Genomic DNA, 18748 nt, shown 5'->3' on the forward strand with positions numbered 1-18748 from the left:
GAGGTGAGGAGTTTGTTCAAGCTGCGGCACTCATCTCAACCATAAATTGACGATAATTCATGATTTAACTTAGATAAAGTAGGTTGGTTTCACTTTACTTGTGAATAAATTTCATGAATTAAGGATTCTGTTGTATGGACAAACTCAACAGCCTGACCATCTTTACTCGTGCAGCGCAAACACGTAACTTCGCATTAGCTGCTCAGCAACTTGGTATTTCTCCCTCTACCGTCAGTAAAGCAGTATCGCGTTTGGAAGAACGCCTGGGGACGCGTTTACTTCAACGCACTACCCGCAGCATTACCCTGACGGATGATGGAACACGGTTTTACAATCGGTGTTGCCAGATTTTGGAGGATATTGAGGAAGCTGAATCGGAACTCAACAGAGCGCAATCTCATCCCTTTGGAACGTTGCGGATCGGTATGGTTCCTTCATTTGCTAGAATCCATGTTATGCCAGCTTTACCAGAATTTGCAGAACGCTATCCTGATGTAAATTTAGAGCTTTTTCTCAGCGATCGCTACGTGGATTTGATTGAAGAAGGTTTTGATGGAGTCGTCAGAGTCGGTAAGAGTCCTGACAGTAACTTTGCCATGCAATCCCTTGCATCCGCTCGGTTGGTTGTTTGTGCGTCTCCAAATTACTTCTCGCGCTATGGAGTTCCCCAAACACCAGAAGACCTCTTGCATCATAATTGTATCAACTATGTTGTGCCGCAGACCGGACGAATTCGTGAATGGACATTTCAAAACGGAAAGAAAAGGTTGCAATTGCCTGTCAATGGACGGTTTTGTATTGACAATGCAGAGGCAAGTGTGGAAGCCGCGATCGCCGGAACCGGAATTATCCAGTTATATAACTTTGTTGTGGGTCAAGCTATCAATCAAGGACAACTTGTGCCTATTTTATCAAACTATGCACCTGCCAAAGTGCCGATATCACTTATCTATGCTCAGAAGCGATATTTATGTGCTAAAGGACAAGTGTTTATCGAGTTTCTTCAGAAATTAATAGCACAGTTAAAGCGCGAGCGGATTGTGGAGTGAGTTTCACTGTCAGCAAAATTGGTATCAGGTAACACAGAAAAAGCTTTAACCCGCCATTCATCCCCACCGTAAGACGGATGAGGTAGCCCTGACAGCTTGATTAAATGAATTCAGCCTGACTTTTAATGGCACCACTTACAGCATGAAGCAAGAAACTCTCATTCTAAGTGGTGAATATCTGCTATTGCTTGCTTGTGAAAAGCTAATGAAAGCGCTGACACAAAAAAGTGTATTGAATGAAACATAGGCTACGCAAATTTTTTGGAATTAGCAAACAAAAAACGGTGAAAATATTATGACTCAAACACAAGAATTACAACCACCACAACATCAGAATCCTCCCGGACGAGAAGGCGAAATGACGCCAAAGCCCCAATCTCAAAATCCTCAATACAAAGGAAGTGGCAAGCTAGAAGGTAAAGTCGCGTTGATTACAGGTGCCGATAGCGGTATTGGTCGCGCAACAGCAATCCTCTTTGCTAGAGAGGGGGCGGATGTGGCTGTTGTTTATCTGAGCGAACAGCAGGATGCAGAAGAAACAAAGCGACTGGTGGAAACTGAAGGTACGCGCTGTCTGTTGATTAAGGGAGATGTCGGTAGCGAATCGTTCTGCAAGGAAGCCATACAGCAAACGGTTAATCAGCTTGGACATCTAGATATTCTCATTAATAACGCAGCAGAACAGCATCCACAACAGAGCATTGAAGACATCTCAGCCGAGCAATTGGAGCGGACTTTTCGCACCAATATCTTTGGTATGTTCTTTATGACTAAAGCAGCTCTGCCACATCTTAAAGAAGGTAGTGCTATCATCAATACCACTTCAGTCACCGCCTATAAAGGTAGTCCCCAACTGCTAGATTACTCAGCAACTAAGGGTGCGATCGTTGCTTTTACTCGTTCTCTCTCGCAATCCCTGGTTGAGAAAGGTATTCGAGTCAATGGCGTTGCACCAGGTCCCATCTGGACTCCCTTGATTCCCTCAACTTTTCCTGAAGAGAAGGTAAAGAGTTTTGGCGCTCAAGTTCCTATGCAACGAGCCGGACAGCCAGAAGAAGTTGCTCCTTGTTATGTATTCTTGGCTTCTCATGACTCTTCTTATATGTCAGGTCAAATTTTGCATCCCAATGGTGGCGAAGTGGTCAACGCTTAGTCTCTAGTGCATTTGGTCTTGGTAATTACTTTCTTTTTCTCAAAGCTTCTGAAATATCTCAGAGGCTTTTTTTGTACTTGCAATACAAAAAACCCCCGATTGTATCGGGGGTGAATACAAACTAAGATTTGCTCCTCTTATCTATTCTGCTAGGGAGTAAATTATTGCACCTCACTCAGAAGATGTAACCGGAAATAGGTAACCTTGTATACATTACGGTATTGGATGAAAGAGAAGGTCTGGAAAAACGTAGTTAAACAAAGCCCAAGTCGTAAAAGCAACTGACACTGAAACAACAGCAAGAACTGGTGCTAGAGAAAGATATTGAACGAAATAGTTTACTTGGTCGTTTTGTTTTTGCATGATGAAATACTCCTTCAAGAACTAATAACTGTTAACTGAAATGACTTATAGCCTTTCTCAGGCTAATGAGGTACACCACCCTTTCATCCCCCCTTACCAAGGGGGGACAGAGGGGGGTAATTTTTGTACCTCACCAAGTTGAAATTTGCTATAGCTATAAAGCCGCTAATTTTGCACTATCAGCTTGACATTAGAATTTTGCAGACCTGGTTGCTTGATTTGGCAAATGGTCTTATTAATTGCGTACTTTTGATTGATAGAATTAATCAGCTGAGCCTGATTGTGTTTAATAGCAACACCTGGTATGTCAGCGATTAGGTCAAAAGTCCCATCAGCATTGCGAGACCAGCCAAGGTCACATTCTCCATCAAGTACAGCCACAATATCAGCAGAAACTCGCTGACCATTAACGCCACGGACATTACCATCTGTAATTGCACGGATACCTAAATCGCGTAGCGTTGTTTTTAAGATTTCAAGATCGGTGAGTTTAGTGGGAAAACTACAAAAGTGAGACACAGTTATTTCCTCCTAGAAAATTTTGAGAAAAACGACTTTTGAACAGGTCTATTTTTGACGCAAAAATCAGAGCAATTGATTGCTTCTTCAGTTAAGGCAAAAATTGGGTTTATGGTACACTTAAGACGATAATCGCCTGTAAAAAATCGACAATCTGGGCACTTAATTTGATGCAACCGTTTGACAGTGGCAAACCCAATGCCTGCAGCCCGCCACATAGACCACAACATAAAAACAATTAATGCCCAAATAGCGATAAAGCAAAGAAGGCTTACAACAGGTGGTAAAGCCTGAGTTTCGGATGACAGTGGTTGAAACATAGTTGGGCTTCAGCAACAAGAAAACTTTAAGCAGTTACTTTAATTGGCATTGTTAATGTTCCTAAACAAATCTCAATATTTATGCGATCCCTTCGATAGTAGTTACCTTAAACACGACAATTCCCTGTCTGTAGTTTTAAACTGTAGGCAATCTTAAGGACGATTCTCTCGCTAAAAAAGCTGTATCCTGGAACACAATCAGTCAAGTTAGCAGTTAAATATTAACAGTGGATATTGTTCCAGTATTGTTGAACCATCTGCTCATATATTTCCACAAGGCGCAAATACGCACTGGTGGCAGCTAAATGGGCTTGTAACGCCTGCACAAAAAAAAACCTGAGTATTTCCCCCCCCCGCAAAGTTATAAATAAAACATAATTTTTCGAAACTTCCATAGAGTACTTTAGGAATGTATAGTACTCTTCAATAAATTCGCTATACTCAGGAGAAACAGACAGATTGTCTTGAGGACTGCTGAACATAACTGTTTGCAGGTTTGATACTTCACAACAAGGTAAACACCTTTATTTCCCTAAAACATCCCTCATTAGAATTAGTGAAGATTACGATTCTCTGTAAACATAGCTACAAGATAGAATTTTAACAAAAAACTTTGTAGAGTTTTATACCATTTAGCAGAGGAAAAACGACTGAGTTTGAAATAGAAATTATGTATCTTTTGTAAATGCCTTCTACCCTCTGCTTTTCTTCAAGAAGAAACGCGTAAATCCTTGCCATATTTTACACAATTTATAGGAAACAAACAATGACTGATAAAGCAACAAAGCCAAAGAACCATCTCGTCAAGATTAAAGATTACGGTCAAAGTATTTGGATGGATAATTTGACCCGTGACATGATTCAGTCTGGTGAACTCAAACAACTGATTGAAAATGGTGGTATCCGTGGGATTACCTCTAACCCATCTATTTTTGAAAAAGCAATCAAGGGTAACGCAATTTACGATGCTGATATTGAAGCTGGGGTTAAAGCTAAGTTACCGATTGATAAAATTTACGAGTCACTCATCTTTGATGATATCCGTAATGCTTGTCATATCTTGAAACCTGTCTATGAAGCGTCGAATGGTTTGGATGGCTATGTTAGTATAGAAGTACCACCAGTGATTGCCCACGACACTGAAAGGACAATTGAGGAAGCTCGACGCTACTACCAAGAGATTGGGCGAGAAAATGTGATGATTAAGATTCCTGGTACAACTAAGGGTTTGCCTGCAGTGGAACAAGTCATCAGTGAAGGAATCAATGTCAATGTGACTTTGCTGTTCTCAGTTAACAGCTATGTTGAGACAGCGTGGGCTTATATTCGAGGTTTGGAAAATCGGTTAGCAGAAGGAAAGGATATTAGTCAAATTGCGTCGGTAGCGAGTTTTTTCCTGAGCCGAATTGATAACAACATTGATAAGCGCATTGATGAAAAACTGAAAAAAGGCGTTGATGATATCGCCATGGAAGCAAAGTTAAAAGCTGTGAAGGGCAAAGTCGCGATCGCTAACGCTAAAATAGCATATCAAAAATACAAGGAGATTTTCGCAAGTGATAGATGGCACGCTTTAGTGGCAAAAGGTGCTAAAGTTCAGAGGTTATTGTGGGCTAGTACTAGCACAAAAGATCCTAACTATAGTGATGTCATGTATGTAGATGCGTTGGTTGGTCCCGACACTGTTAACACTTTGCCACCAAACACTATTGAAGCTTGTGCTGACCACTGCGAGCCAGCAAATCGCATTGAAACTGACGTGGACGAAGCCTATAACCTCATCGAGAACCTTAAAGACCCAGATATTAACATTAATCTGGATCAAGTGATGAGCGATTTGCTAGAAGAAGGAATTGACAAATTTATTCAGCCTTTCCAATCTCTCATGAAATCTTTGGAGGAAAAGGTGAATCGTTTATCTCCTGTTTAATTGGGATTTAAGAAAAACTTTGTTTTACCCCACCCTAACCCTCCCCTTAGAAAGGGGAGGGAACTTGATTTTTTGTTTCCCCCCTTTCTAAGGCTTGATTTCTTGTTTCCCCCTTTCTAAGGGGGATTAAGGGGGTAAATATTAAAGTTCTCCTTTTTAAAATGTGAAATATACGTAGGCTAAGCATTGCTTACCACATATACTTTTTGGTGAGTAAAGTCCTACCTATAGGATTAAAAATTGTTTGGAAATGATATAGTAAGATTCCTAGAGTAAAATAAACTCGAAAGTGCATTGCATCTACAACTATTAATAGAAGCAGCAAGCGTTTGATGGCTAAACCAATCGTTCTAACAAAACGGCTCGGCAGACAGATCATCCACTGGCTGCTCCAAGAAGACCGACAAAAAAAAGACGGTCCTTACCGTCAGGAAGAAGCACACCGCAGTCACCCTTGGTGGCAGGTGATGTGTCTGACTGGGGTAGATTATTTCTCGACACTGGGCTATCAACCAGGTATTGCAGCCGTGGCGGCGGGTGCGCTCTCTCCCCTTGCCACCCTCATTCTAGTTCTGCTGACACTCTTTGGAGCGTTGCCGATTTACCGACGGGTTGCGACTCAAAGCCCCAATGGTGAAGGGTCGATCGCAATGCTTGCAAACTTGCTTCCCTGGTGGCAAGGAAAATTCCTCGTGCTTTGTCTGCTTGGTTTTGTGGCAACGGACTTCATTATCACCATTACCCTCTCAGCTGCTGATGCTACAGCTCATATCATCGAAAATCCCCTCGTACCAAGTTGGCTTCACCATCAGGCGATCGCTATTACTTTATTACTGGTGGCAATGCTAGGCGCAGTGTTTCTTAGAGGTTTCCGAGAAGCGATCGGCATTGCAGTCTTTCTAGTTGTTGTTTATCTATTGTTAAACTTCGTTGTCATTGGCGTCGGTTTCTATCAAGTCCTAAATCGCCCATCGGTTATTACTGACTGGCAAACTACACTTTTTACAACTCATCAGAACCCCGCACTCATGCTGGGTTTAGCCATTCTGCTATTTCCAGAGTTAGCGTTGGGATTATCCGGCTTTGAGACTGGGGTTGCCGTTATGCCCCTAGTGCAAGGCAGTAGCAAGGATGCTCCAGAACACCCTAAGGGGCGGATTCGCAATACGTATAAGTTGCTCACATCTGCTGCATTAATCATGAGCTTCTTTTTACTTGCTAGCAGCTTGATAACCACTCTACTGATTCAACCAGAAGAATTTAAAGCTGGGGGCAAAGCAAGTGGGCGTGCTCTTGCCTATTTAGCACATACGTACCTTGGTAATGGCTTTGGCACAATTTACGATCTCAGTACCATTACTATTCTATGGTTTGCAGGTGCATCTGCAATGGCAGGCCTGCTTAATATCGTACCCCGCTACCTACCAAGATATGGTATGGCACCAAGTTGGGCATTAGCATCCAGACCACTAGTATTAGTCTATACAGTCATTGCTTTTGTGGTCACAATTATCTTTAAAGCAAATGTAGAAGCTCAAAGCGGAGCCTATGCCACAGGTGTGCTTGTATTGATAACCACCGCAGCATGTGCAGTCACTTTATCAGCCTATCAACGGAGAGCGAAGGGAAGAGCCTTTGCTTTTGCAATTATCACACTGGTGTTTATATACACGACTATTGTAAATATTATTGAGAGACCTGAAGGGATTAGAATAGCTACGTTCTTTATCGTTACTATCATCGTCACCTCATTGATATCACGCGTTTGGCGTTCAACTGAGTTACGTGTGGAGCGGGTTGAAATAGACGAAAATGCCGATCGCTTTATTACAGAAGAAAGCCAAGGTACAATTCGACTCATTGCAAATCGATTGAATGCAGGCGATGTGCAAGAGTATTTTTTAAAAGAGAAAGAGGTGCGCGAAGACAACCATATTCCACCAACCGATCCCATCCTCTTTTTAGAGGTTTTGGTATCCGATGCTTCGGAATTTGCCAACATTATTAGAGTCAAAGGGATAGACGTTGGTGGCTACCGGATTCTACGTGCAGAAAGTGCTGCTGTACCTAACGCTATTGCTGCTATACTTCTTTATCTTCGCGATCGCACGGGTACAATACCGCACGCTTATTTTGGTTGGGCAGAGGGTAATCCAATCAAATACCTACTGCGTTTTATTTTATTTGGTGAGGGCGATATTCCTGTTGTCACCCGTGAAGTGCTGCGTAAGGCTGAGAAGAACAGCGAAAAGCGTCCTGCTATTCATGTTGGAGGCTAATGGCTAATGGTTAATGGCTAATGGAACAATTAGCTATTAGCAATTAGCCATTAGCTATTTATTAAAAATAGTACTCGCAGAAAGTTGAGCTATCATTTCAGCACGTGACGAGACTGCAAGTTTGCGAAACATCCGCTTGAGAGCCTGCTTCACAGAGTTTTCTGTAATCCATAAAGACGCGCCAATCTGGGCGCTAGTCAGTCCCTGTGCGACTAGTTCGGCAATTTGAGCTTCTCGCGGAGTTAGGCGATCGTAATTTAATCTAAAGGCAACTGGGTTTGAGCGCAACACTGCCACCCGCGTAGAAAAATGTATACATAAAGCACTTAAATCTGCTAAATCATCTGCATTAAACGCGGGATTGCTGCGGTGGCGGGTAAAGGCAATTCCGCCTACTAGCCGACCGTTGCTCACAACCGGACCCACCATCACATGCCCGTGATCTGCACGAGGACAAATTGTTTGCCAAACACCAGGAGGCAAAATCACTTCATCATGCACAGCAGCATGGCGCTTAACCAAATAGCGCAGGACAGGATTGTAATCTAATGATAACGCTAGTTTGATGGGGGCTGGAGTGTTAGCATCCACAGCAGGAAACTCATCTAAAAAAGCCAATTTACAGCGTGTAGCAGCAAAATATTCTCCCACTTTCGCCACGATATGCTGTCGAAGTTCTTGCTCGTCCCGAGCCTGAGCGATCGCATGAAATAAAGACTGTAAAGAAGTTGCCATAATTCTTACTGCTCGTTCTGGCTATTGCTACTGCGGCAAAATGTACTCGATCGAGGTCTATTCGTCGCTTAAGATAATGTACTATCTTAGCTTTGTGAAAACACAAAAGTTACTTCAGAACTTATCTCATCTTCGGGTAAATATTGATACTACGTTTGTAGTTGCGCTTTAGCGCATACATTGCAACCACAAACGTAGTAGGGTGGGGCAATGCCAACCCTACGCCCATAGGTAATCTTTACAGCACCGAAGGGAGTAATAGATTTGTACTTGCGACACATGCGCTAAAGCGCAACTACGAACTTATTAAGTCATGAGCTGAATATGAGATGAATTCAAACTTTACTTAAGCTTGCTTCAAATGAATACTCAAAATTCAAACAAACTACAAATTGGTATCTTTGTCAGCCCCAACTGCTATATTCCAGACATTATTGGAGTCTATACCGTGTTTAGCGTTGTCCCTGACTGCGATATCCACTTCATCTGGGAGAATACGGATCTCATCGTCGGGTATCCAAATTTCCCGATGCATGCTACAACAACCTTCGCGGAATGCCCGCCAGATCTTGATGTCCTCTGTATTGGAGCTTCTACAGGCACATTGTCAGATGAAGCTTTAGAATTTCTAGTAGACCGAGGTAGTAAAGCAAAGTACTTGATTGGGATCTGCGGTGGTAGCCTCATCTTGGCTGCTGTAGGTTTGTTAAAAGGGTATCGCGCTACAGCAACTTTCTCACTTGTTGAAGAACTCCGTAATTTTGGGGCGATTCCAGTGACGGGAGGTGAAGTTGTCGTAGATAGAAATCGAATCACAGCAAGCCCAGTTTCTGGTTCATTTGATGCGGCGTTAATTGTTTTAGGAAAGCTACGCGGTGAAGATGCTGGCAAAGAAGCGGAATTGACGATTGAGTATGCTCCTCATCCACCCTATGGTACGGGTAGCCCAGAGTTAGCTGGGCATGAACTGACTCAAAGGGTGCTTCAAAAGTACGCGTTAGCCTTTGATGAATTCCGCAAAGCCGCACGACAGGCATCAGAACGTCTAGCAACTGTTAAGGCTTGAGTTCATTGGCACAGCAATATGCCAACCTGTTAGCCTCCCCACTTATATCTACCCTGAGTACTGCCGAACTGGCAATCTTCAACGTGAGATATGTCATTTCGGCGTTTCAGGTGAACTGCGATCGTCGTTCGCGAAGCCTTCCCAAGGAAAGGCGGACTTAGTCTAATTTATTAGCGTACAAAAAACGTATGGCACAGCCCCGCTAATTTCAACATTGCACTTTTGTGCCAATGACTTGGTAATTTTTTGCAATCTATTAGCGACTCGGTAAGGGTAAACTAAATAAAACGTAGTTAATTTTACTTGTGTTGAGAGTCAATAGGTGATAAATTGAACAAAACAAACAGTATAAATACTAGTCTTCTTATTAAGTTTTTTTGAAGAATTGTTAGGTGTGGGAGAAGCGAAGGTGACAAAATTGGGCTGGGGTGGAAAATTTAGGCGATCGCATGGTAGTTATTTTGCAGCATCGCGTCACTCAGTTTTTTGGAAAAGCATTCTGGCGATCGCAAAGGTTACCGTTGGAATTGCGGCTTTCATCAGCCCAGCTTTTGCTCAAAGTAATATAGTACCGGATAACACACTGGGTTCTGAGGCATCTAGGGTAATATTCAACTTTAACGGCACTTCTAATGAAGTAATTGAAGGTGGAGCGCAACGGGGACAAAATTTATTTCACAGTTTTCGAGAATTTAATGTTGGCGAAAATCGAGGCGCTTACTTCTTTGTTTTCGATACAAGCATCCAGAATATTTTGGCGCGGGTGACGGGAAGTAATCGCTCGGATATTTTAGGTATGTTGGGAACTCGTCAAATCATTGGCAGTAATCTTGTGCGTTCCAATGCCAACCTATTTTTGATGAATCCCAATGGTATTGTTTTTGGAGAAAATGCTCGTCTAGATGTCGGTGCTTCGTTTATAGCGACAACTGCAAATGGGGTTCAATTTGGAAATCAAGGAAATTTTAGTGCGATCGCCCCTCAGACACCAGGAGTGTTAACTATTAACCCTTCGGCTTTATTTTTTAATCAGATTAATCAGAATGGGACAATAGAAAATCGAGGATTATTGAGAGTTCCCAACGGTGAGAGTTTATTGCTTGCAGGTGGAAATGTTCGCTTAGATGGAGGTGTTTTAGCGGCGTTGGGTGGGCGAATAGAGTTAGGCGGATTAGCAGATACAGGTAGTATAGGCTTAGATTTTGCCGGCCAAGGATTAAAATTACAATTTCCAGAAGGAGTGCAAAAAGCAGATGTTTCTCTGGTTAATAATTCGCTCGTTAATGTTTCGGCTGGTGGTGGTGGAGATGTAGCAATCAACGCTCAAAATTTAGAGATTTTGGCGGGTAGCAACATTTTTGCAGGAATTATTGATGATTTCGGTTCAGCAAACAATCAGGCGGGAGATATTACTATAAATGTTTCAGGCACTGTGAGGATTGAATCTGATAGTTCTATTCGCAGCGATGTTAGTCCAGGTGAAACAGGTAATAGCGGCAATATAAACATCACATCTGCCTCGTTGTTTGTACTGGGCGGTTCAAGTTTGATAAGCAGGACCTCTGGAGTGGGAAATGCTGGTAACATCACCATAAATGCACGCGATCGCGTTGTATTTAGTGGTGATGACACGACTGTTGATAGTGGTGTGCGGCTCACTGGTAGGGGTCAGGGAGGTGATATCCTCATTTCCACTAATACCTTGGAAATGTCGGATGGCGCTCAATTAATTACTCCCGCACTTGGTATTGGAAATGCAGGAAATATTGTAATTGAGGCACGCGATCGCATTTCTCTCACAGGTAATAGCGCAACCAACTTCAGCAATACAGCTATTTTTAGCAGTGTAGGGGGAAATGATAACCGACAACAAGCAGAGGGTCAAGGAGGTGATATTCGTATCTCTACCAATATCCTGGAACTCTCTAATGGTGCTCAAATGGCTTCTAGCACGTTTGGTATCGGCAATGCAGGCAATATCATAATAGAGGGAGGCGATCGCGTAACATTTAAGGGCGATGATACTGGTGTTTTCAGTCGTGTGGAACGAACTGGCAGAGGAAAGGGAGGCGATATCCGCATCTCTACTAAAATTTTAGAATTATCTGATGATGCAACCCTCAATGCTAGTACCCTTAATTTTGGAGATGCAGGCAATATTTTGATTGAAGCGCAAGATAGAGCTTCTTTTGATAATGCCTATGTTTTAAATAGTGTATGGGGACCAGCCTCTGGGAACGGTGGAAATATTAATATCAAAACGGGAAACCTCTCTCTCACTAATAGAGCAGTACTCTCTACCACTACATATGGCAACGGCGATGCAGGAAATATAACGATTGAAGCGAAAGATAACGTCTCTTTAGATAAAGGGGGGCGTATACTTAGTCGGGTCGATGAAAAAGCTACGGGTAAGGGAGGTAATATTCGTATTACTACTAACTCCCTTTCGTTAAATGTGGGAGAAATAAAGGCCGATATATTAGGAACAGGTGATGCAGGAAATATAACTATTGATGCGCGGGATACTGTATCAGCCGATTCAGCAATTATTACTAGTGCGGTTGATAAAACTGGCACTGGTAAGGGAGGAGACATTAGTATTTCAACAGGTTCTTTCACTCTCATGGATTATGCAGTTTTAGCTACTGCTACTTTAGGAAAGGGAGATGCTGGTAATGTTGTAATTAATGCAGATAACACTACGTCTCTAGATACGGGGAAGATTTTTAGTGGTGTGGAAGCAGAAGCAATTGGACAGGGTGGAAATATTACTATCTCTACGGGCACACTTTCTTTAACAAATGGAGGAAGTTTATCATCTGGGACTAGCGGAACGGGTAAAGCTGGTAATGTGATTGTTGAAGCACACGATCGCGTTTTGTTAGATGGTTTCGATCCCGATGAACAAAATTCCAACAGTGCCATCTTTAGCAGCGTAGGAAATAATGGTATCGGACAAGGTGGAGATATTCGCATTTCTACAGGTACATTTTCTCTAACAAATGGAGCGCAATTGCTTGCTGTTACCAGAGGAGAAGGTAATGCAGGTAATGTTCAAATTCGTGCTTCTGATGCTGCGAACATCGCTGGTAGTACTGTTGCAACAGGTCGTCCTAGCGCAATTCTAACTTTTACTGAATCTGGAAATTCGGGAGGAAATATTACTGTTGATACTTCCGCTTTCCGTATTTTAGAAGGAGCAGTTTTAGATAGTCGCACAAGCGCTACCGGAAATGGGGGTAACATCACCATCAATACGAATTCTTTGGAAGCTCTTAGCGGTGGACAATTGCAGGCAAGTACTGACGGGAGCGGACAAGCAGGTAAGATAACTGTTAATGCTGACGCTAGCGTCACTATTTCAGGTAGCGATCCAACTTTTTCTGAACGTGCAGCTATAATACCCGAAATTAGCTGGCGTTACAATCCCAACAGTGGGTTTTATAATCGCTCCATTGGCTCAGGTATTGCAGGTGACATCAAAGTTAATTCAAGTTCCTTATCTCTATTTAATGGGGGACAAATTCAAGCTAGTACATTTGGAGAAGGAAAAGCAGGTAACGTGTGGATTACTGCTCGCGAGCGTGTCACGATCAATGGTGCAAGTGCAAATGGGTTATTTCCTAGCGGTATTTTTAGCGAGATTTTCAATCCTCAAGTATTGGGTAAGGGTGGCAACATTGCAATTGAAACTAGCTCACTTACACTAACTAATGGCGCTCAACTAAGAGCCTCTACCTGGGGTTTAGGAGATGCAGGTAATATAACTATCAATGCCAAAAATACAGTATCCTTTGCTGGAACTAGTGAGAATGGTAACTTTTTAAGTGGGCTATTTAGTACTGTCGAATTAACTGGAGAAGGTGACAGTGGTGATATTAGCATCCAAGCAGGTTCGCTATCAGTAACTGATGGCGCTCAACTTCAAACAGTTACTAGAAACAGAGGTAATGCTGGCAATATCTTGATTAATGCTCGTGATTTTGTTTTGTTTGATGGCACAAACTCAACAGGACAAATTCCTAGTTCTGCCTTTAGTAGTGTAGAGCGAAGAGCAGTAGGTCAAGGTGGGAATATTGAGATAAACACAGGTCGTCTTTCCGTTGATAATGGGGCGCTAGTAATTACAAGTAATAACGGTGGAAAAGGTAACGGCGGAAATATTCGTATTGATGCAGCATTACTATCTCTTACAGGTAATTCTCAACTCAGAGCTAGTACTCAAGGGGAAGGAGATGCGGGCAATATTTTTATCAATACCCGCGATCGCATATCCTTGGATAAAGGAGCAATTATCTCAAATATTGTTGGCGATGTTTCTAATCCTGGGCGTTTTGGTAACGGCAAAGGTGGAATAATTCGCATTGATACTGGTTCGCTATCGGTCGCTAATGGCAGTCAACTTCAAGCTAGTACTTTTGGAACAGGCGATGCTGGCGATCTTATTATCAATGCTCGTGAAAACATATCCTTTGACGGCTTCCGAAGCTTTGAAAATAGCGTATTGAACAGCGCAGCTTTTAGTATTGTTGCAAATAATAGTACTGGAAATGGAGGTAATATTCGTGTTAGTACAGCATCATTAGCTGTTACTAATGGAGCATTACTTAGCACTACTACCCTCGGACAAGGTAGAGCTGGAAATATTAATATTGATGCTCGAAATGGCGTTTTTTTGAATGGGAAGAACAATATCAGTGAGTTTTCGAGTGGACTGTATAGTGCAACTTTAACGAATGCACGAGGAAAAGGTGGTTCAATTAGCGTTAACGCTGATGCTTTTCAAATTACTAACGGTGCTGTAGTTAATGCTCAAACCTCCTCTGCTTTTCAAGGTGGTGATGTCACAATTAATTCTAATAGCTTTGAAGCCATCCAAGGCGGACAAATTATTACAACAGCAACCAATCAAGGGCAAGCTGGTAGTATTCACCTGAATAGCGATCGCGTAATTCTCTCTGGTATCGATCCAACTTATCAACCATCACAGCAAAATAAAACATTTGAGAATCAAGGCGCAGCTAGCGGACTATTTGCCAACACAATCTCAACAGCTTCCGCTCGCGGTGGCAATATTCAAATAAATGCTAGGCAATTAAATGTGAGCGATCGCGCCCAAATCTCTGTCAACAGTCAAGGCAGTGGTGTTGCTGGCGATATTAATATTGATGCCAATAGAGTCGAACTGAGAGACAACGCCAAAATCATCGCTGAAACAACATCCCAAGATGGTGGTAACATCTTCATCGATAATGCAAACCTACTGCTACTACGTCATGGAAGCCTTGTGTCTGCAACCGCCGGAGAACAAGGCAATGGTGGGAACGTAAATATCAACTCAAAATTTATCATTGCCATTTCCAAAGAAAACAGTGATATCACAGCCAATGCCTTTGAAGGCAATGGTGGCAGAGTTCAAATTAACACTCAAGGAATATTTGGTACGAAATTTCGTTCCCAAGAAACAGATGAAAGCGATATTACTGCTAGTTCGAGATTCGGTGTTGCTGGCATTGTTAACCTTAACTCTCCCGACAATAGTTCGATTCAAAACAACCTCAGCAAACTTCCTCAAAACGCCATCGACACCAATGCCCTTATCGCCAATAGTTGCATAGCCCGCAGAAATCAACAAAACGGTTCCTTCTTCATCACAGGTTCTGGTGGTTTACCAACACGTCCCGGTGATACTTCACTTTCTTCCTATTCCACTGGAGATGTGCAACCAGTACCTAGCGCAATAGAGTTAACAAAATTACCGACACAACAACGACCTTGGCAAATTGGCGACCCAATTATCGAACCATCTGGAGTATACAAACTCCCAAATGGGAAGCTTGTACTTAGTAAGGAATGTTAATTTGATACAAGCCCTGTCAAGTGGATAAAAACCTCAGGAAATCAATAACCCTCTCACCTCTTCCCTCTGCGTACTCTGCGCCTCTGCGGTTAAATAAATGACTTTTAAACCGCAGAGTACGCAGAGGGTGCAGAGAGTAAAGATGATGAGGAATTGCCACCTTCACAGGGCGCTTCTGTACCCACCCTACGTGTTTAGGCAATCTTCTGGCGGAAAGGGAGTAATGCGAAATCGGCTAAATACCAACTTTGCTGTTGTTACTAACAACTACAGCTTCTTTCAATTGTTGACCTGAACTTGGTGATGATGGTTTGCGCCCGGAAATATCACGCAACAATCCCATAAGGGCGGGAACTACTGTTGGTGTCAGAATAGTGGAGAACGCTAAACCACCTGTGAGCACAACGCCCAACCCTTGATACAGTTCCGCACCTTGACCTGGTACAACTGCTAGGGGTAACATACCAAGCACACTGGTACCTGCTGACATAAAGATAGCTCGCAAGCGATCGCGTGTCGCATTGTACAAAGAGTCATCGTAATCTTGCCCCTCGTCTTGCTGCAACTGCAATGCCCTGTCTACCAGCAAAATTGCATTGTTCACTACGACACCCGTTAGAATAATAAAGCCCAGTGCCGTAATCATATCCATAGGTACAATCAAACCGGGAATGCGGTTGGCAACCACCAAACTCAACAATGCACCACTCATCCCCATGGGTATAGTTGCCATAATCACAACTGGGTAAAGGAAAGAACGATACAGCGCTACCAGCAACAGGTACGTAATCAACAAGGAAAGTACAAAAGCAGCTGCCAACTGAGAAACTGTTTCTGCCAATCTATCTGCAGAACCAGCGAGTTCTATACGAAACCCAGCAGGTAAACTAGCTCGTAAGGGTTCTAATATTTCATCCTCCGTTCTCTGTACTAAAGCGCCAAGCGGTGCATCTGATGCTAGGGACACCGTCAGGGTAATGGAACGCTCTAAGTCCACGTGGTTAATCACGTCAAACCCTGTTGTCTCGTTCACTTGTGCAACATCACTGAGCTGTACCTGTTGACCGCGAGTTGTGTAAATGGGCAGTTGGCGCAGTTGTTCTGGTGTCTGCACAAAAGTATTCTTTAACTCTACCGATACATCTAACTCTTCTTTCCCATCAATAAAATCTGAGGCAATACGACCGCCCAATGCAGATTCTACCATTGTTCCGACTTCAGCCTCAGATAAACCTACCTCAGACAATCTTTCTCGATTGGGAACAACTTGAAGTTCTGCAGAGCCAGCAACAAAGTTGGTACGAACGTTCCGAACTCCTGTATAGTCTCGCAATTTTGTCGTAACTTGTTTTTCCAACTCGCTCAATTGTTCCAAATCGGAACCAACAATTTGAATTTCAAACTCCTTTCCCGGATCTTGAAAGATGGAGAACCGAGTGGGAATCAGGAAGCGATAGCCGACAAAGTTGTTACTTTGAGATCTCATGCGCTCCACCATTTCAGCCAGTCCACTGCTTGTCGCAAATTCTGGCTTTAAAGTTGCTGCAATTCCTCGTCTTCCAGGACGCTCAATAAATAAGACGTTCTGAATTTCTGGTTGCGCTCTAAGAAAATTTCTCGCTGGTTCTGAAATGCGGATGGATTCTTCAACACTTGTACCAGGTAGCGGCTCCGCTATCCAAAACACTAAGTTCCGGTTTCCTTCAGGCAAATAGTCAGCAGGTGGTAATAGAAAAATACTGGTTACCAATAAAGCAATTGGAATAGATAAAATCAACAACCTTCTTCCCAATCTTCTTCGCCCTAATGACCAACTAACAGTTGATGCAAGGAAAGATTCTAACTTGCCTTGTAGAAGGCGAAAAATTGCCGATGTATAAAAGACAGCATATTCAATTTTGGAAACCGCGCTGACAGTTGACTGTTGACGGTTAACCCTTAACAGCGAACTGTCATCCTGAAGCATTTGCATCGCCTCTGACTGTTTGAGGAACAATCCAGAGAGCATGGGTACAAGGGTTAGGGCTGCAAAAAGGGAGAATAAAGAAGAACAGGAGAGAGCGATCGCCATATCAGCAAATAATTGTCCGGCTTCCCCCTGAACTAACACCAGTGGAAAGAACACCACCACGTTTGTGAGGGTAGAACCGAGCATTGCACCCCAAACTTCCTGCGTTCCTTCAATCGCAGCTTTCATGGGAGTTTTACCCCGTTGCATGTGAGTAAACACGTTCTCAATCACAACAATGGCATTATCTACCACCATCCCCACAGCAAACGCTAACCCAGCCAAACTAATAATGTTGAGCGATCGCCCCAACATTGCCATCACTATAAATACTGTCACCAGTGTGGTAGGAATGGTCAGAGCAATTACTGCAACTGTTCGCATGGAACCGAGAAACAGCACGAGAACTATTGTTGCTAGCAATGCACCACTCACCAAGTTCCCCTGTACTAGGGCAACCGATTGATTGATATATTCGTTCTCATCGTAGTTGTAGACAAAACGAATCTCTTCACCAGCACGGTCAAATTGCTGTTCCAATTCTGCTAGTGTTGCCCGAATTCCCTTAGAAACTTCCGGCACATTTGCTCCTACTCGCCGGATAATGCCCATGGCAACTGTAGAATTGTTGTTAAATACTAGAGCGCTGTCTAGGGGCTTGCGACCCATTTGTACTTGTGCGACATCTCGCAAGTACACTGTACCTGAGTTGTCTCGTCGCAAAATGAATCCCTCGATTTGCTCCAGTCGCTGCGAACGACTCACGGTACGAACTCGATATTCTCGCCTACCGAGAACTAAGGGACCACCTCGGATATCGCGATTGTTCTCTCGCAAAACTCGAACAACATCACCAATTGTGAGATTGCGATCGGCTAGGGCTTTGGGGTCAACTCTGACCTCTACTTCTCTTTCTCTTCCTCCGGGAATGATGAACTGCCCTACCCCTTCAACTCGCCGCAGTCGGGGTACAATTGTGTCTTCCACAAGGTCGCGATAGTGGTCGGGGTCACTCTTGAATCCGGGTTTAGGAGTGAGAGCAACCCACATCATTGGTGAATTGTTACCGCCTACGAGTTCCACATCTGATTCATTGGCTTCTTCTGGAAGGTCTTGTACTTGCTGCAATTTGTTAATGACATCGACAAGACGCCCGTTCACATCACTGTTCCATGTGAACTCCAAAGTGATGCTGCTAATTCCCGCACGCGAACTACTTGTAATTTCCTGTACCCCTAGAACTTCCTCCATCCGTTCCTCAATCGGTCGGGTAATGAGGTCTTCCACTTCTGAGGGAGCTGCACCAGGATATGAGGTCGTGATGGTAATTTCTGGGCGATCGCCTCCTGGTTGTAATTCTAAAGGTAGATTTAAGAGCGAAAGCACGCCAAAGAGGGCTAACAAACAAAATAGTACAAAAGTACCGTGACGCCAGCGAACAGCAGTTTCTATGAAGTTCATGT

Annotated in this window: 11 protein-coding genes; 7 read left to right on the forward strand and 4 right to left on the reverse strand. The window is 43.2% G+C overall.

The window, feature by feature from the left end; all coding sequences use genetic code 11:
- Positions 1–134 precede the first annotated feature (134 nt).
- Positions 135–1049, forward strand: a complete 915-nt coding sequence (locus F7734_RS26020; RefSeq protein ID WP_155747525.1) for a LysR family transcriptional regulator — start codon at positions 135–137, stop codon at positions 1047–1049.
- Between the two features lie 295 nt (positions 1050–1344).
- Complete coding sequence (locus tag F7734_RS26025) at positions 1345–2202, forward strand: SDR family oxidoreductase (protein ID WP_155747526.1); 858 nt, start codon at positions 1345–1347, stop codon at positions 2200–2202.
- Between the two features lie 213 nt (positions 2203–2415).
- Here F7734_RS26025 and F7734_RS26030 read toward each other — a convergent pair whose 3' ends face one another.
- Together F7734_RS26030 and F7734_RS26035 are read right to left on the reverse strand one after the other, a co-directional pair.
- Positions 2416–2565, reverse strand: a complete 150-nt coding sequence (locus tag F7734_RS26030) for a PsaJ protein (protein ID WP_155747527.1) — start codon at positions 2563–2565, stop codon at positions 2416–2418.
- Between the two features lie 165 nt (positions 2566–2730).
- Positions 2731–3084, reverse strand: coding sequence for a DUF1257 domain-containing protein (locus F7734_RS26035; protein ID WP_166482152.1), 354 nt, complete (start codon positions 3082–3084; stop codon positions 2731–2733).
- A 1086-nt stretch (positions 3085–4170) separates the two neighbouring features.
- Between F7734_RS26035 and tal the strand changes: the two genes are divergently transcribed.
- Positions 4171–5334, forward strand: a complete 1164-nt coding sequence (gene tal, locus F7734_RS26040; RefSeq protein ID WP_155747528.1) for a transaldolase — start codon at positions 4171–4173, stop codon at positions 5332–5334.
- 332 nt (positions 5335–5666) lie between these two features.
- Positions 5667–7613: an amino acid transporter gene (locus F7734_RS26045; protein ID WP_155747529.1), complete on the forward strand. Its 1947-nt coding sequence runs from the start codon at positions 5667–5669 to the stop codon at positions 7611–7613.
- Positions 7614–7667: 54 nt separating this feature from the next.
- Here the strand turns inward: F7734_RS26045 and F7734_RS26050 are convergent, their stop codons facing one another.
- Positions 7668–8348 (reverse strand): LuxR C-terminal-related transcriptional regulator, encoded by a 681-nt coding sequence (locus F7734_RS26050; protein WP_155747530.1) that lies wholly within the window; start codon positions 8346–8348, stop codon positions 7668–7670.
- A gap of 361 nt (positions 8349–8709) precedes the next feature.
- Between F7734_RS26050 and F7734_RS26055 the strand changes: the two genes are divergently transcribed.
- From F7734_RS26055 to F7734_RS26065, 3 genes are all read left to right on the forward strand, one after another.
- Positions 8710–9414 carry a DJ-1/PfpI family protein gene (locus F7734_RS26055; protein ID WP_155747531.1) on the forward strand — a complete coding sequence of 235 codons (705 nt, stop codon included), beginning with the start codon at positions 8710–8712 and terminating at the stop codon, positions 9412–9414.
- Between the two features lie 5 nt (positions 9415–9419).
- Positions 9420–9575, forward strand: coding sequence for a hypothetical protein (locus tag F7734_RS26060; RefSeq protein ID WP_166482153.1), 156 nt, complete (start codon positions 9420–9422; stop codon positions 9573–9575).
- A 248-nt stretch (positions 9576–9823) separates the two neighbouring features.
- Positions 9824–15277: a filamentous hemagglutinin N-terminal domain-containing protein gene (locus F7734_RS26065; RefSeq protein WP_166482154.1), complete on the forward strand. Its 5454-nt coding sequence runs from the start codon at positions 9824–9826 to the stop codon at positions 15275–15277.
- Positions 15278–15512: 235 nt separating this feature from the next.
- Here the strand turns inward: F7734_RS26065 and F7734_RS26070 are convergent, their stop codons facing one another.
- Positions 15513–18746: an efflux RND transporter permease subunit gene (locus tag F7734_RS26070; RefSeq protein ID WP_155747534.1), complete on the reverse strand. Its 3234-nt coding sequence runs from the start codon at positions 18744–18746 to the stop codon at positions 15513–15515.
- Between the last annotated feature and the right edge of the window lie 2 nt (positions 18747–18748).

The organism is Scytonema sp. UIC 10036 (assembly GCF_009725235.1).

What these genes read in the sequence shown, in the direction of transcription:
- F7734_RS26020 (WP_155747525.1), top strand. Translation starts at nt 135, where the DNA reads ATGGACAAACTCAACAGCCTGACCATCTTTACTCGTGCAGCGCAAACA.
- F7734_RS26025 (WP_155747526.1), top strand. Translation starts at nt 1,345, where the DNA reads ATGACTCAAACACAAGAATTACAACCACCACAACATCAGAATCCTCCC.
- F7734_RS26030 (WP_155747527.1), bottom strand. Translation starts at nt 2,565, where the DNA reads ATGCAAAAACAAAACGACCAAGTAAACTATTTCGTTCAATATCTTTCT.
- tal (WP_155747528.1), top strand. Translation starts at nt 4,171, where the DNA reads ATGACTGATAAAGCAACAAAGCCAAAGAACCATCTCGTCAAGATTAAA.
- F7734_RS26045 (WP_155747529.1), top strand. Translation starts at nt 5,667, where the DNA reads ATGGCTAAACCAATCGTTCTAACAAAACGGCTCGGCAGACAGATCATC.
- F7734_RS26050 (WP_155747530.1), bottom strand. Translation starts at nt 8,348, where the DNA reads ATGGCAACTTCTTTACAGTCTTTATTTCATGCGATCGCTCAGGCTCGG.
- F7734_RS26055 (WP_155747531.1), top strand. Translation starts at nt 8,710, where the DNA reads ATGAATACTCAAAATTCAAACAAACTACAAATTGGTATCTTTGTCAGC.
- F7734_RS26070 (WP_155747534.1), bottom strand. Translation starts at nt 18,746, where the DNA reads ATGAACTTCATAGAAACTGCTGTTCGCTGGCGTCACGGTACTTTTGTA.